This is a genomic window from Amycolatopsis sp. NPDC033938 (genome assembly GCF_055575975.1).
On the sequence record NZ_JBVIRO010000012.1, the window covers coordinates 193,078 to 206,910 of the forward strand.

A 13,833-nucleotide genomic window follows, 5' to 3' on the forward strand; every position below is an offset into this window, starting at 1 on the left:
GATGGGTGCTCGACAATCCGGCAGAGAGCCCAGCAACGCGGCGCGTGGCGGTGAGGGGTCGAGACGCCAAGCCCGCGCGAGCACCAGTTGGTCGCCGTTGTTCGGCGTGACTGGTGTGCAGTGGTTATCGATGGCGGCTTTCGTGCCGCTGCCGGACGGGTCCGGGGACCGGCCGCCAGGCCGCACGCCCCGGTGCCCGTCCCGGCAGCGCGGCCCCGAAGGGGCCGCCTTGATAGATAAAAGAAACTCTGAACACAACACTGCGGCACGCCCGAAAATGCCGGTCAGACGCACTGTGTCCGGTGAATGCTGAACGCGTCGGTCTCACCTGATCCTGGACATCGCCACTGCTGAGCTGCGAGGCGCGTGCCTACTGGGCGGGTAGGTTCCATTCGGTGAACTGGACGCGCATTGTGTCGCGGTAGTTGTAGTCCTCGATGAGGACGGCGGCGACATTGCCTGACCGGCTTTGAAGGCAGTACCAGTTCCCGGGCTCGACGGCGTCTTCGCTTGCTTTTACGTCGATGTCGCGGGTGAACTCGTCTTTGCACCCCTCGGCGGTGGCCGCACGGTAGGCCCGTTTCATCTTTCCGCTCGCGGCGCTCACGCTCTGGTGCAGTCCACCGGGAAAGGAGAAGTCCGGGTTGGCGATGCCTTTGCCCGCGGTGCCGCTGGCGAAGCTGAGGGATTCGCCCTCTTTGATGGTCGCGCCGCCTTGCCGGACCACGGTCGGCGCGGCCGGCTGGGGCGTAGACGCGTCAGGGGTGCTCGGCGGAGTTGTCGAGACCGGCGGGGTCGCTGACGGAGGCGGGTTCGTTGTGGTGCCGGTGGTGGTGGCTGATCCGTCGCAGCGGGAGACGGTGATGCCGATAGCGGCAAGCCCTGCGAGCAGGGTGCCGATCGCCGCGATCCACTTGTGCCCCTCGGACATCTTCGATGGCTTGTCCGGCACGCTCACGTTCAGGCCCCCCGCTCTCCGTCGCCGTTCCCATCCGTCGAGCGACACTCTACGACGAACAGCGGGACCAGCACGGGGCGTTGGGGATTTCGGGAATGCGGGGCGCGCGGGCGGTGCTCATCAGTGTTCGGCCGTGGTCTCTGGAGCTGATCTGTTTGCGTCCGGGAACGGTGTTTCGGCGGCGTGTGCACAGTTTGACGGTAAGAAGGTCCGGTCGTGTCAGCGAGGGCCTGGAGGGTGTAGAGCGTCGTGGACGGCATGGGCACGTTTTGGCTGGGGTTGGCACTGTCGGTGCCGATCGCGATTGCAGTGAACCTTGCGACCCCGTTGTTGCAGAAGGGGCTCGCGGGAGCAAATGCGCGTTATCGAGCTCGCCGGGTCGCCAAAGGTGAGCGGGAAGTGAAGCTGGTAGTGGCGTTGTGTGACGACCCTGAGCAGTTTCAAGCGTTCCTGATAGAGATGACAGCGGCAGCGAATCGCCGCCTTCTTCAGGCACTGTCGTTGATGACGTTTTCCGCTGCTGGCGCGATCCTTGCCTTTGTGCTGGACAACATTCCTTCTAACGGCAGGCTAGCCGCGTTGCTGATCATGCTTTTCGCTGCCCTAGTGGCCCAACAGGCATTGATGAGTGCCTACAAGATCACGGAGAAAAAGTCGCGGGTTCTGAGGTTGGTGGGCGACGAGAAAGGCTGGCATCCGTGGTACTAGCACGGGTCATCGTTGCAAAGTCGAGAAAGTGTTACCGGTCACGCGCGTTAGTCCGTTCGTCTTGACCTCGGCTTATTCCGCGCCATTGTGAATTCTAATTCTCCACACTGGTGTTCATGAATGATGTTCATGAACAAGAAGAGAATGACGATACGGTATCGGACCACCACTGGAGCCCTGATGCGGTCGGGGATTTTGCCGAGGCTCCGGCTGCGGTGGACGGGAGCGCCCTCGTTCGACCGGAAGTGACCGCTGAGCAGGAAGCTGAGCTTGTGGCGATCGCTCTGCGGGCTACTGAGGCGATGGAGCTGACGGTGAAGAAGATGGCCGAGGTGGTGGCTAATCACAACGAGATGGTGCGCGCCGGGGGCATGGACAACGCTGAGGTGCGGGCGGACTACCAGCGTAAAGCGCGGGTGATTGCCGCTGATATTCCGCGTGGCGTGATACGCGAGTGCGGTGATCAGATGCTGCACGTGCTCGGCGTCAGTGAGGCTGAGGCGTGGCGTAGAGCCCGGCCAACCCGAGACCTGTCGGCTAACTCGACCCATAACGCTGCTCCGGACGGGTTCCGTCCTGACGCTTAAGTGTCAAGTTGACACTTAAGCGTCAAACGTGGGGCACCACGCCTTCGGGTGACACTCGACCGCTGTTTGCGCTGGTAGCGTCGACTACTCACTGTAGGGCTGCGTGAGGGTGGGTTTCGGCGATGATGCGCAAAGTGGTCCGGTTCTACGAGCTGCGAGCCGAGAAGAAAGTCGGTAACGGGACACGGACGGACCCGGTGTCGAACGACTTCTGGCTGAAGATGGCCAAACATGTGGAGGCGCTGCCTGCGGCGGATCGGCAGATCAACATCCGTGGACGCACCACCCATGGGGAGAGCCGTACTGGTAAGCAGCCCGCGACCCGCTATTTCTATATCGCCGGAGTTCGTGAGCGCGCGGAGTGGCCGGACAGTCTCAGCAGCGCGACCGGGATCGTGGGTGATCTGGAGCCCCAGGACCAGGACGCGGTGCTGGTCGAGCCGACCTACGTCGTCCCGTTCGGCGCGTCGAATCAGATCGCGGTGCTCACCATGTCGGCGGCGTCACCGCGTGTGACCGCGCTGGAGTCGTGGTTTTCGTCGATGCTGGACCCTAACGGGGTCGTGCACAATTACACCCTTGTGCCGATCATCAACTCCCGCGTCTCCGAGCGGTTGGCCGACGCTCAGGGGGCGACGATCCTGCGAGTGAAGGTCGAGCCGGACGTGGATGTCCCGGAGACGGGCGGTGGACGGATCGGTGCGGCGGCGCGGGCGGCGAAGCGGGTCTCGACCGAGACCGACATTGAACTGGGCTGGACCTTGGGGCGTCGTTCGGGGCATGAGGACACGAAGACGACGCTGTTGGAAGGGGCGCGTTGGGTGCGGGAGGACTTCGTCAAGAGTGCCGAGGTGAGCTTGGAGATCGCCGACGGCGATGATCTTAAACGGCTCAAGTATGACCTGATCAAGGAGCAGTTCACCTCGACGCAGAAGTTCGACATCAAGCGCGACGAGAGGCCGTCGGAAGTGTCGGTCCTGACTGGTATGAACAACGCCATCGAGGTGTTCCGGAAGGAGTTCTCGTAGACGGCTGATCCGCGACGGCTCAGCCGAGGTTAGGTGACCTTGGGAGGGGCCATGGACCCGGCGACCAGCGCCGAGGACAGCAAGGTCGGCCGGCTGCGTGCGCTGTGGGCGGCGGTGAGACGGGCGTGCTCAAATCATCCGCTGCGGGTCGCGCTCGCGCTGCTGGTGGGGGTGGCCGCGCATGGCGTGGTGACGATCTGGTGGCGGTTTCTGGACCCGTTCAAAAGCCTGGCGTCAGACGCGAACACGGGGACCGCGGTGACCCTGTATCTGGGGGCTGCCGCTGCGGCGGCGATCGTCGCTGGTTTCGCGGGTGTGGTCATCGTGTTCACGATCGGGTCGGAGGCTCGGCGTATCCGGTTTTTCCGGTTCGAGTCGGGTAAGCCGTTGCAACGCGCATGGCTGGCGGTGGTGGCCGAGCCGTTCGCGGCGACACTGCTGGGGTTGGTCGCGGCGATGGTCCAGGTCACCTCGGGTAAACGGGTCGCTCCGTGGCTGTTCGAGCTTGGGCTAGTCCTGCTCGTGCACGGTGCCACGTTGTTGTTGTGGCTATTGCGGGAGTTGGTGGAGATCGTCTACGCCAACGATGCCGAGGCCGACGAGAAAGACCGGGAAATCCCCGCCGACACCCTCTTTCCCGTTGTGAACTCAGACAAGCTAGCGGGGTCGGGCGCGGTGAAGCAGCCGAAGCGGCGAGGTAGGGCGCGGTAGCCACGGCGCACTCGTCCAGGATCGGCCACGATCCGGTCATCGTCGCGTTCGGGGATATCTGTCGTTCGATCGTTTCCCCTGGCCATGATGGGGCTTCGCTGTTCGTGTCATTCGATTACCGGCTTCTTCTGTTCGCCAGCGGCTTGTTACCGACGGGTGTGCCTCAACCCTCTCCACTGGGGGTGACCGATCCGCTACGGTGATATGCGCCGCTGATCGGCCTTAACCGATCAGGGCGCGACAGGTCGCACCGATCACGCACACGTGGACGAGGGGCTAGAGGGGCGGGCATGGGCGAGGGTGGCTTTTACAGTAGAGCGTTTGAGGCTGTCGGCGACATAGCGTCACAACTAGGGCAGATGGGACCTCGAACCCAGTTAGCCCTTGACGCTGCGACCACGACACCTGGTCAAGGATTCACGCTCAGTCTAGATCAAGCTCACTCAGCACTCGAAGAAGTGAACGGTTTCCTTGCCCAACTAGACCAAATGAAGTCAAAAGCCCGAAATCTTAAGCAGCTTAAGCCGCCTGCACAGGATGTTGTGAGCGTGGACTATAACGGCAAGCTCACAGCGGGGTTTTTAGCGGGCGTAACTCCGTGGACCACAACGAGCGCGGCGTTCGATGCGGCGGTCAAGCAAATCGAGAACGAGATTCGATACCTTGAGACGCTGCGTGAGAAGCTTTATAAGGCGTTAGGGATGACCGCCAACAACGACGCCGACAGTAAAGCGGCGCTCGATAAGACGAGCGCGGGCGCTGAGAACTCAGGGGGTATGGCCGGATGATGAAGACAATAAAACATGGTGCCTTAGCGGCAGGTGTCGCAGTGCTGCTGACGGCGTGCTCGTCCGGCGCGACGGAGAAAACCCCGACCCCTGCCCCATCCAGCAGTCTGGCACCGTCGAGCAGTGCGGGTTCGGCGTTGCCGTACGCGGGTGCCCCCAAGGTTCAAAACCCTTTGCCCGCCTCAGTGCTGTCGGGTGCTCCATGCGAAACCGCGCTCACCCCCGCGCAAGTCAAGCAGGCCATCGGGGTCGAAGTCGCCGGTAAGGCCGACAACACGGGAGGAATTGGCCCAAGCTGCGCATGGGTCAATCCGACCTCGCTAGGCCAAATCATCGTTGGCTTCACGACCGAAACCCACGCCGGACTGAGCGGGGTCTATGAGAACACCAAGCCAAAGAGCCAGGTATGGCGGCCTTTGCCTGATATACAAGGGTTTCCTGCGGTTGCACACTCGGACAACACTGACCGGGACTGCGCGGTTTCGGTCGGGCTCGCTGACGATTTGTCCATTGATGTCAACGGTTTTCTCGGTGACGGCAAGCGGGGCAAGGCTGATTCATGCGAAGTAACGGCGCAGATGGCAGGGCTTGTGGTGACCACACTCAAGCAGCGGGCGGGGGCGTGACCTGGTGAGTCTGTGGGATGACGCGCGGAACCTGGTGACCAAGGCCGTGCACACGGTCGAAGGCGGTGTGAAAGCCGGTCTTCACGCCGCTGGCGAATGGGTCGGTGGCTTGTTCGGTGGTGGCGGTCAGAGCGGCCGGTTAGGGCGGGTCACCTCGATCGATGAGGCGATCAGGGCGATTCTTGTCGGGTCGAGTGAGCAGTGGCATGACGGCGCGCGCACCGCGTCGGGCTTGGCTGGTGATCACCGCGCGTTGTCGTCGGAAGTGCTCGCGTTCGCGGGAAAGTTCGAATCCGCGTGGACTGGTCACGCTTCGGATGCGGCGCAGGCCCGGATGAAGAAACTGAGTTCCGCGCTCGATGTCACCAGTAACACCCTTGGGGAAAATAGTAGGAATGTGTCCGGTGTGGCTACCCACTTTGACACGATGAAAGCCAGCATTACCCCGCTCCCGAATAAGCCACCGGAGAAGAGTTTTCTGGATTCGGTGTTTCCCTGGAACACCGACACAGAGAACGCGATCAGCGACTATAACAATGCCGCCAAGCGGAACGCGGAAGCCTACGACTCGTACGCGGTCAACACCCGCGAGCAAGGCCAGCGGCTCACCGGAGACTACGGCACGCTTGGCGATTTTGACGCCGGAGATATCACGATTGCCCCCGGCCCTGGGACACCGGACGCGAAACGCGGCCCGGTCAAGGGGTTCGGCGCTGGCCGCTCCGACCGCGACACCGGACCGGGAACGGTGGCCCCGCCGTCGTCGGGACCTGCGCCAGTTGCGCCGGGACCTTCGACGAGCGCGGGACCAGGAGAGCACTCCGTAACTCCTGCCCCTGTGCGGCACCCGGCAGCACACGACGAAACAACCACCTCGGGATGGACACCACCAGCGACTAACACCGGCCCGCTCACCTCTGGCCCCGTCGTTCCTCCCGTGAACGCTCCTGGAGGACTCGACCCCCGCGCGGCGAATCCGTATCTCGGTGGTGTCGGCTGGAACCCCGCACCCGGCACGAGCGGTGGTCCGGGCACGGTAGGGAAAGGTCCGGGCGGCTCTGGCGGTGCTGGGGGTGTTCCGGGGTCGGGTCGGCAGACCGGGATGCGAGGAATGACCGAAGGAACTGCCCCGAGTGGCGGTCCGGCCTCGACGCGCGCCGGTAGCCGCCTCGGCGGGACCCCAGGGATGATGCCCCCGGCTGGAGCACGCGGTAAGGGCGAGGAAGACCGCGAACGGCAACGCAAGTACGTCCAGGACGACGACGCCTTGTTCACCGAAAAGGGCGACAAGCTGGTCGACCCGGAGACCGGGTATCCAGCCGTACCGCCGACCATCGGCAAGTAGCTTTTGACCCGGTCCCCGTCGAGTAGCTCCCTGTCGAGTCCATCATCGTAAAGGCGTGCCCGTGAGTGTGCTTGAACGCGCGGTAGTTCTTCCCCGTCAAGGGTTTCTCACCGCATGGTCGATGATCGACCTACCCGACCCGCACCCGATCATCGGCACCGATCGGCACCTGTGGACCGATGACGACGCAACCCGCGCCTTACACGAGGCAACACTGAAGTTGTTGGTGGATAAGGGTTTAGCCCGTGGCGGCAGGCTAAACCCGTTGTGGATCAGCACCATGAAACTCATGGCATCCCCGGTGAGCGAGTTCTACGCGTTCAGCCAGTACCGCGACGATTCCCACGGCGCGGTACTGATCGCCGCCAATGACACCGACGCGCTACGCGTCATCGCAGACCCGCAGGCGGTGATCATCGAGCCCATCCCCGCGACCCGGCTAGCGACCGCGCTGTTTGATTCGCTTCCGCCGATCGACCCCGCCGCCGTGCGGGCGGTGTCCATGGCGCGGGCGGAAGCTGAGGACGGGCCAGCACACCCGGACGACCCGTTAGCGGAGCCTGTGGATACTCGCGACTTCGACGAGCTGGTGTCGGTGCTTAATGCGCCTCGTGACGCCGCGCACCAACTGTATGCCGCGTGTCGCCGCGACGGTGAGCGCGTGCGGTCGAGCCCGATCACCGCGCTAGATCTGACCGGGCGGGGTCGGGTGCTGACCTACGCCACCGGCGACAGTCAGATCGTGATGCACCCGGCCACTTTCCGAGACTCGATTCTCACCCTGAACGACACCCTCGACGGACTGCGCTGACCCACTTCACGGGGGCTGTGGCGGGTCGTCGGGTTCGCGGTTGGGCCAATGCCAACCAGGCGGGAGCCGTGAGCCGTGCCGGGGCTCTGGTTCTAAGCGGGGTTCGATGGGCTGGCCGGCTTGACGCTTAAGTGTCAATCTGGCTGCCGTGGATTCCGCGGCGTCCTCACCGTCACCTTCGGCGCTGTGGTCGTGGTCAGGCTCGGTGGCGATGCGTTCGGCGATTTGCGCGACCGTGGGCCGCTTTGCGCCGCGTCTGATGCGGCGACGGCGGCGGTAGTCATAGACGGCGAGAAATACGGCGTAGGCCGCGACGGGTGCGAGGATCACTCCGGCGCTGACCAGCATCCGGCCAATGTCCACCCTTCGCCCTTCTGCCGGTGTGGAGTGGCAGCCCACGAGCGGCGCTGGGGTCGCGGCGCTCTCTGCCCGCCGTCACCCGCTCCGGTTCCGGTGATCGATCCGGAGGCGTGCGGGCTGGTCGACGGGTGGGGCGTTCGCGCGGGGCCTGGCGCGGCTCGTGGGCTGCCTGGTCCGACCGCCGCAGGCCGGACCGTGTGCCGGGCGAGACGTTGCGAGAACCACCCGGCATGTGGCCACGATTGCCGGTGCTGGGCAGAGGCGGGGAGACGGCGCGAAGGGTTCGGCTTGGAGTACAGCTCGACCGATCACGAGGTGATCGGGGCGGCTGATCGGCTCGTGTCTTGCTACGGCGCTAGGAAAGGGGCGCGTAGCCAGACACGAGAGGGAGCGCAGGCCCGCGCGGTGTGGGGTTCAATCAGCGCGGTTATGCCTCTGGGAACCCGTTTGGACGCGCACCCCTTCGCGCGTCCCCTTCCCAGGCCCCAACCGGCTAAATGCGGGTTTAGTCGGCTGGGGCTCAAACCCGGTCTCCGCTCCGCCTCGGGGGTAGCTGAAGCGGGAACCGGGGGCTTTAGTGAAGTAAGTGGCAGTGGGTTCGGATCTCGCGGTTGAACCCGAGCGGTAGCGGTTGTCCTGTGGTCTCCGATTGCGCGTGGAGAACGAGGGCATTGACGAGGCGGTGAAGGTCTCGCGCGTGGACTACCAGGTCGTCGGCGACCGGGAGACCTTCCATATTGCGTGCGATCGATTCACGAATTCCTTTGGTGTAGCACCACTCTAGAACGCTTGCGTTGACTAGGAAATTCTTCAAGTCAGTGTCAAACACGGTGCTCACCTGCGTAGATATTGTGTTGCAAGCCGGTTGCTCGCTGACACGCTAGGCAAACCCGCATCGCCCGCGGCCGTTTGGACTCGGGAATCAGTCGGCCGCAAGCGGTGAGATAACACAGAAGACCATGTGGCATGGTGATTCGCGATGCGCCTTGCACAAAATGCAAATCGGCAAGCCAACTTTCCTCGGGTCCCACCATCCATCTGTCCGGCAGAGGGTGCTTGACGGTGGAATCGATATAGTCCGGCATCTCTATTTGTCCCTTGCAGCTTTGGCGCTCCCGAATGTGCAAGCGTTCGATCGGACTTAAAGCGGAGGTGTAACTGTTTGTAGCCCTTTCGATGCTGAGTGCAATAGAATCAAATCTGATGATTTCCCACAAGTGAGAAATCATCACTAATACACGAACGGGGTAACGATGGCTGGGGTGTCTCTACGGCGTCGAAGACTGGCTAAAGCCTTTGCCAAAGCCAGAGAAGAGTCGGGCTTGACGGTGAATCAAGTAGCGGCGCTCAGCGGATTCTCGCCGTCAAAAGTCGCTCGCATTGAGACGATGCAACAGGGCATCAACGGGGACGATGCGCTGACACTGTCCACCGCTCTTGACATTCCAGCAGAGACAACAGAATCACTGGTGAGACTGGCACGCCAAGCGAAGAACCCGCGCCGAGACTGGTGGAGCTCATATAGCGACGTTTTGGGAACGGAAGCGGGTTGGATTGAACTAGAAGCCGACGCCGCAATGGTGCATAGCTTAACTATCGACGTTGTGCCTGGACTGCTTCAAACTGAGGCGTACTGCCGGGAGTTAATTACGTTTGTTCGAGGGCAAGAACCTCCAAGCTCGATTCAGAAACGAGTCGACGCGCGGCTAAAGCGTCAAGGACGCGTCAAAGATGGCGATCTCACGATGCATGCAATCATTGCCGAGCAGGTGCTTACAGGGCTCGTGGGCAATCATGCGGTCATGGCAGAGCAGCTCGATCACCTCATCGAGATGGCGAACCGCCCTAACGTCACTATTCGCATCTTGCCCCGTGAGGTCGGACCACACCACGCGCAAAGCACACCGTTTCACTGCTTCCTGCTCGACGACGGGCTAGGCGTGGTCGCCATAAACAATCTGACCGGCGGCCTTTTCATTGACGACGAGGAGCAGTACAAAATCTATAAGGACACATGGGAAAAGGATGCCGCGCTGGCGATATCCTCCGATCACTCGATAGGGCTAATGCGGGACCTATCAGTAGATCATCACAGGAGCACGGCTAGTGACGCACGTAAAGCACAAATGGAAAACGAGCGCTAGAAGCGGGGACACAGGCAACTGCGTAGAAGTGTGCCTTGACGCTAAGACAATCCTTCTCCGAGACTCGAAAGATCCTCAAGGACCCAGATTTGAGGTGTCACGCAAAATATGGCGTTCGTTTATCGCTGTCGCCGCCAACGACGATTCCGCAAAATTTTCCGGCAACCATGCTTACGTCGATAAGGTGCCAGTTCGCGCGAACCTCGATCTAACAGGCGCAACCTGGCTAGGAATCTCTAGAGCTCTTGAATATTCACGAGTGCAGCACGGTGCAGCCACTTTTATCGTTATGCAACAAGAAAACATGCACCTTGTTTTCACGCCCTCGGAATGGTCTGCATTCGTAGCGGGTATCCGAGACGGCGAATTCAACCCCCCAACCAAACGCCCCTTCTTTACGGCTCTGCTAGTTCGCGTTCGAGCGTCCATGCGATGGCTAAGCCGGCCGCGGGCGGTAAGATCCGGCCGGGATATTCAGCGGTGAATCCACCCGCTGTAGGACTTGGCGCACTGTAAGAAATTCGGGTGTCCTCGTCGCCGAAAAACGTTGGCGCGGTGATATGCGAGATGCCGCAATCGTAGTGCGCAAAATCAACGAGCAATCCTTTGGTGATCGTGTCAATGTTCAGCCACAAGATATGTCCCCGTTGCGCTACCAAGGTTGTGTAAGTGTAGGTGATTCGGCGTCGACCTTGAGGCGTAAGCGATTGCGGAAGTGGTGTCACCGTATAGGTTTGACTACTTGACTGGGCGTGGTGCGTGATTGTCTGCGGCACGCCGTCTATCGCGTAGTCGGCAAGCCTGAACACGGCCGGATTTTCAGCACTTAGATCGCCGACGGCGGGAAAGTGCCACGCCTGACCGGAGCTGTTGCGGCGCAACGAAAGATAGTCCGCATACTCGGAAACACAAGTGAAGCTGTACGGCTCATGGGTCACGGTGTCGGTGTAGTACTGGTGCGCGATCGTGGCGACGAACATCGCGCCGGGTCCGTCAGCAGGGCCGCTTCTCCATGGCGTGAGTTGTATGGATATCCGAGTATCGACATGGCGTCGTTGTCCGGCGCGTTCCACTTTGCCCACGAGGTCGCGCACAAGATCGCGCGCTAAGTCTTCGTCCCCTAAGCGGACTGCTAACGAATTCTCCACCAAGCTATTCACGGCTTTAGGCGAGAGAAACCGCGCGATATCTCGCGTCCGCACCGACACAGCGCGAATGAACGCCTCCACAAATCGCCACAAACCCTCGCGCTTAATCAGATATTCAAGCGTGACCGGGATTAGTCCCGTTGTGATAGCGGTGAAACCTGCCTCTTTGACTGGCAGCCACTCGATGCGCCGCACGGCGGGCGTGACCCCGATAGCAACCAACGCAATACCGACGATAATAAGAGCGGCCGCAAATGCGGCGGCCTTCAAGCGGAAGTATCTGTGGTGAATATCGGGGTCACTGGTCACAAATAGACACACTACAAATATCGCCCGCGTCACGCTTTTGTGCTACGACAAAGGAGGGACCCCGGCGAGTCTCGCGCCGGGGTCCCTCTCGTTGTGTGGTGTTACTTCTTCGGGCCGGTCTCGCCCACGGTGCCGACTCCACCACTGCCGCCACTGCGCATGTGCACCAGCGTCTCCGTCCGTCGAGCACCCCGCCTCTGTGCGGTGGGGTGCGGTAGGACGCACACTAGTACTTATAAGCCGCCAACAGTCAAGCTGCCAGCGGATCACCTCTGGTCTGTTGAGCCGGGAGCCGATCGGCTATGTCGCGTGCCAGAGCCCATTTTTGAAGCGGCCCGGATCCTGGGCGAGCGGATCAAGGCGCGCCGTGGGGTGCTCAAGATCAGTCAGGAGAACCTGGACGCGCGGACCGGTGTCCATTTCTCCTACATCGGGCAGGTCGAACGCGGTCTGCGGAACTTGAGCTTGCGGAATCTGCTGCGCCTGGCCGAAGGGTTGGAGATCGACCCGGCCGAGCTCATGAAGGGCCTGCCCGCACCTCCCCCGAGCCCGCCAGGGGAAGACGCGGAGGGGCGACCCTTGCGGCGTCCGCGCCGGGGTTGATCGGCGAAGCCGAACCGCTCGAACGGGCTAGGGGCTGATCGGTGCGACCGATCGGCTTGACCTATCACCACCCGCCCGCCTGCTACACACCGCGTTGGTATGCGTCTACTCTGGGTGGCGTGATCCAGCTTATGAGCTGCAATCAGGCCGGTCGGTGAACACGTCCGGCGCAGGTGAGACGCTGATCCCAGCGGCTGTCTGGGATGAGCCGCTGATGCGTGCCGCACTGCGTAAGCGGGACGTCGGCTCGGTGTTTCTGCTGCTCAAGCGGCATGGTGTGTCTCAGCGGAGGATTGCGTCACTGACCGGGCAGTCACAGTCTGAGGTGTCGGATATCGCGAAGGGCCGTCAGGTGATGGCCTACGACGTGCTCCTGCGGATCGCGACCGGTCTCAAGATTCCGCTGGGGTTGATGGGCATGGCCTATACCCCGGACACTGAAACCAGCGCGGCTCTGTCCGCTGCCCCGATGGCCGCGCGGGAGGTGACCGACACCATGCCCGACCGTAGGGCCGTTCTCGGGATCGCCGCGAAACTCGCTGTTGGCGCTGCCTTGACCAGCGCCGAGCTGACACTCCTGTCGGTGCCCGCAGTGGCCACCCCCACCCCCGCCCGCGTCGGCCGCTCCGAAGTCCAAGCACTACAGCAACTGACCACCATGCTGTGGGAGCAAGAGAAGCAGCTCGGCGGTGACACGGTGCGCGACGCAGTAATCGCGCAGCTCGGATGGGCGCGGTCGCTACTGCGCTCCACCCATACCGACGAGATCGGCAGGCAGCTCTACGCCGGGCTGGCTGATCTGCTCAGCCTGGCCGGCTGGGCCTCCCACGACGCCGGTCTACCCGGTGTCGCCGTGTCCTACCTGGGGCAATCCATGGCCGCCGCTGGGGAGATCGACGACCCAATGCGCACCGCGCTCGCGCTGGAGCAGACCGCACGCGTGTACCTGCGGCTCAATTCGCCGGGCGAAGCAGTCAAAATGACCCAACTCGCCACCGTGGCGGCTGCTCGGGCCGACATCGGCGAGCTCGACGCCCTCGTGCACTCCACCACCGCTCGCGCGCACGCGGAGATGGGCAGCGTCCGCCAGGCCCTCGACGCGCTCACCACCGCACGGGAAGCGCTCGCGGCTAGTTCCGCGGTGATCCCCCAGCCGCGCGGCTTCGACACTGCCGCGCTCGACTCCGAGACCGGCCGCGTGCTGGCTATCGCCGCGACCCATGACCGCGCCCATGCTCCAAAAGCAATCGAAACCCTGGCCGCGTACACCGCGACCACGGACCCGCTGCGGATCAAACGCCGCACGATCAGCACGAGCCAACTCTCGGCGGTGCTGTTTCGGGCCGGGGAGCCGGGCGAAGCTGTAGCCGCTGGGCAGCGCGCACTTGAGCTCGCGTCCACAGTCAAGTCGCGCCGCGTGGCCGACCACCTCGCCGATGTGCGGGCCGAAGCGATCCGCCACCCACGACACTCCGACGCGGCCGACCTCGCCTACCACATCGACACCGCCACTCGACGCTAGCCCGCGCCGTCCATCGCTACCGCGAGCCGCCGACGGTAGGCCGCTTCTACCGGTAAGCGCTCTAGTCCTTGCCGGATTAATGACCGCAGAGTCACCACGCCGGTAACGTTGGGTGCACACCTGTGACAGGTCGTAGCGTTGAGGTTTGCTCGCCGGCTCACCCGAATGCACTAACCTCGGATGCG

General features: G+C 62.6%; 15 protein-coding genes. 12 read left to right on the forward strand and 3 right to left on the reverse strand.

The window, feature by feature from the left end; genetic code table 11:
* Positions 1-370 precede the first annotated feature (370 nt).
* Positions 371-958 (reverse strand): hypothetical protein, encoded by a 588-nt coding sequence (locus ACZ5ZX_RS27675; RefSeq protein ID WP_465504881.1) that lies wholly within the window; start codon positions 956-958, stop codon positions 371-373.
* A gap of 249 nt (positions 959-1,207) precedes the next feature.
* On the opposite strand from ACZ5ZX_RS27675, the gene ACZ5ZX_RS27680 reads away from it, so the two are divergent.
* The 8 genes from ACZ5ZX_RS27680 (at position 1,208) to ACZ5ZX_RS27715 (ending at position 7,562) form a co-directional block, all read left to right on the forward strand.
* Positions 1,208-1,666: a hypothetical protein gene (locus ACZ5ZX_RS27680; RefSeq protein ID WP_465504882.1), complete on the forward strand. Its 459-nt coding sequence runs from the start codon at positions 1,208-1,210 to the stop codon at positions 1,664-1,666.
* A gap of 116 nt (positions 1,667-1,782) precedes the next feature.
* Positions 1,783-2,253, forward strand: a complete 471-nt coding sequence (locus ACZ5ZX_RS27685) for a hypothetical protein (RefSeq protein ID WP_465504883.1) — start codon at positions 1,783-1,785, stop codon at positions 2,251-2,253.
* A gap of 122 nt (positions 2,254-2,375) precedes the next feature.
* The gene (locus tag ACZ5ZX_RS27690; RefSeq protein WP_465504884.1) at positions 2,376-3,281 is read left to right on the forward strand and encodes a hypothetical protein; all 906 of its coding nucleotides are present in this window, start codon (positions 2,376-2,378) and stop codon (positions 3,279-3,281) included.
* A gap of 51 nt (positions 3,282-3,332) precedes the next feature.
* A complete protein-coding gene (locus ACZ5ZX_RS27695; RefSeq protein WP_465504885.1) occupies positions 3,333-3,992 on the forward strand; it encodes a hypothetical protein in 660 nt (219 codons plus the stop codon).
* Between the two features lie 290 nt (positions 3,993-4,282).
* A complete protein-coding gene (locus ACZ5ZX_RS27700; protein ID WP_465504886.1) occupies positions 4,283-4,780 on the forward strand; it encodes a hypothetical protein in 498 nt (165 codons plus the stop codon).
* On the forward strand, positions 4,777-5,406 hold the full coding sequence (locus tag ACZ5ZX_RS27705) for a DUF3558 domain-containing protein (RefSeq protein ID WP_465504887.1): 630 nt from the start codon (positions 4,777-4,779) through the stop codon (positions 5,404-5,406). Before ACZ5ZX_RS27700 ends, ACZ5ZX_RS27705 begins: the two co-directional genes overlap by 4 nt.
* Before the next feature lie 34 nt (positions 5,407-5,440).
* Positions 5,441-6,751 (forward strand): WXG100 family type VII secretion target, encoded by a 1,311-nt coding sequence (locus tag ACZ5ZX_RS27710; RefSeq protein WP_465504888.1) that lies wholly within the window; start codon positions 5,441-5,443, stop codon positions 6,749-6,751.
* A gap of 61 nt (positions 6,752-6,812) precedes the next feature.
* Positions 6,813-7,562 carry an ESX secretion-associated protein EspG gene (locus ACZ5ZX_RS27715; RefSeq protein WP_465504889.1) on the forward strand — a complete coding sequence of 250 codons (750 nt, stop codon included), beginning with the start codon at positions 6,813-6,815 and terminating at the stop codon, positions 7,560-7,562.
* 6 nt (positions 7,563-7,568) lie between these two features.
* Here ACZ5ZX_RS27715 and ACZ5ZX_RS27720 read toward each other — a convergent pair whose 3' ends face one another.
* Positions 7,569-7,910: a hypothetical protein gene (locus ACZ5ZX_RS27720; protein ID WP_465504890.1), complete on the reverse strand. Its 342-nt coding sequence runs from the start codon at positions 7,908-7,910 to the stop codon at positions 7,569-7,571.
* Positions 7,911-9,184: 1,274 nt separating this feature from the next.
* Between ACZ5ZX_RS27720 and ACZ5ZX_RS27725 the strand changes: the two genes are divergently transcribed.
* Together ACZ5ZX_RS27725 and ACZ5ZX_RS27730 are read left to right on the forward strand one after the other, a co-directional pair.
* Positions 9,185-10,066 carry a helix-turn-helix domain-containing protein gene (locus tag ACZ5ZX_RS27725; protein WP_465504891.1) on the forward strand — a complete coding sequence of 294 codons (882 nt, stop codon included), beginning with the start codon at positions 9,185-9,187 and terminating at the stop codon, positions 10,064-10,066.
* Positions 10,067-10,094: 28 nt separating this feature from the next.
* The gene (locus ACZ5ZX_RS27730) at positions 10,095-10,550 is read left to right on the forward strand and encodes a DUF397 domain-containing protein (protein ID WP_465504892.1); all 456 of its coding nucleotides are present in this window, start codon (positions 10,095-10,097) and stop codon (positions 10,548-10,550) included.
* Here ACZ5ZX_RS27730 and ACZ5ZX_RS27735 read toward each other — a convergent pair.
* Positions 10,462-11,523, reverse strand: coding sequence for a hypothetical protein (locus ACZ5ZX_RS27735; RefSeq protein WP_465504893.1), 1,062 nt, complete (start codon positions 11,521-11,523; stop codon positions 10,462-10,464). The genes ACZ5ZX_RS27730 and ACZ5ZX_RS27735 overlap by 89 nt on opposite strands.
* A 309-nt stretch (positions 11,524-11,832) precedes the next feature.
* On the opposite strand from ACZ5ZX_RS27735, the gene ACZ5ZX_RS27740 reads away from it, so the two are divergent.
* Together ACZ5ZX_RS27740 and ACZ5ZX_RS27745 are read left to right on the forward strand one after the other, a co-directional pair.
* Complete coding sequence (locus tag ACZ5ZX_RS27740) at positions 11,833-12,126, forward strand: helix-turn-helix domain-containing protein (RefSeq protein WP_465504894.1); 294 nt, start codon at positions 11,833-11,835, stop codon at positions 12,124-12,126.
* A 214-nt stretch (positions 12,127-12,340) separates the two neighbouring features.
* On the forward strand, positions 12,341-13,648 hold the full coding sequence (locus tag ACZ5ZX_RS27745) for a helix-turn-helix domain-containing protein (RefSeq protein WP_465504895.1): 1,308 nt from the start codon (positions 12,341-12,343) through the stop codon (positions 13,646-13,648).
* Positions 13,649-13,833: the final 185 nt, after the last annotated feature.

Coding starts and splice junctions, on each gene's coding strand:
- ACZ5ZX_RS27685 (WP_465504883.1), top strand. CDS start 1,783: ATGAATGATGTTCATGAACAAGAAGAGAATGACGATACGGTATCGGAC.
- ACZ5ZX_RS27690 (WP_465504884.1), top strand. CDS start 2,376: ATGATGCGCAAAGTGGTCCGGTTCTACGAGCTGCGAGCCGAGAAGAAA.
- ACZ5ZX_RS27695 (WP_465504885.1), top strand. CDS start 3,333: ATGGACCCGGCGACCAGCGCCGAGGACAGCAAGGTCGGCCGGCTGCGT.
- ACZ5ZX_RS27700 (WP_465504886.1), top strand. CDS start 4,283: ATGGGCGAGGGTGGCTTTTACAGTAGAGCGTTTGAGGCTGTCGGCGAC.
- ACZ5ZX_RS27705 (WP_465504887.1), top strand. CDS start 4,777: ATGATGAAGACAATAAAACATGGTGCCTTAGCGGCAGGTGTCGCAGTG.
- ACZ5ZX_RS27720 (WP_465504890.1), bottom strand. CDS start 7,910: ATGCTGGTCAGCGCCGGAGTGATCCTCGCACCCGTCGCGGCCTACGCC.
- ACZ5ZX_RS27745 (WP_465504895.1), top strand. CDS start 12,341: ATGCGTGCCGCACTGCGTAAGCGGGACGTCGGCTCGGTGTTTCTGCTG.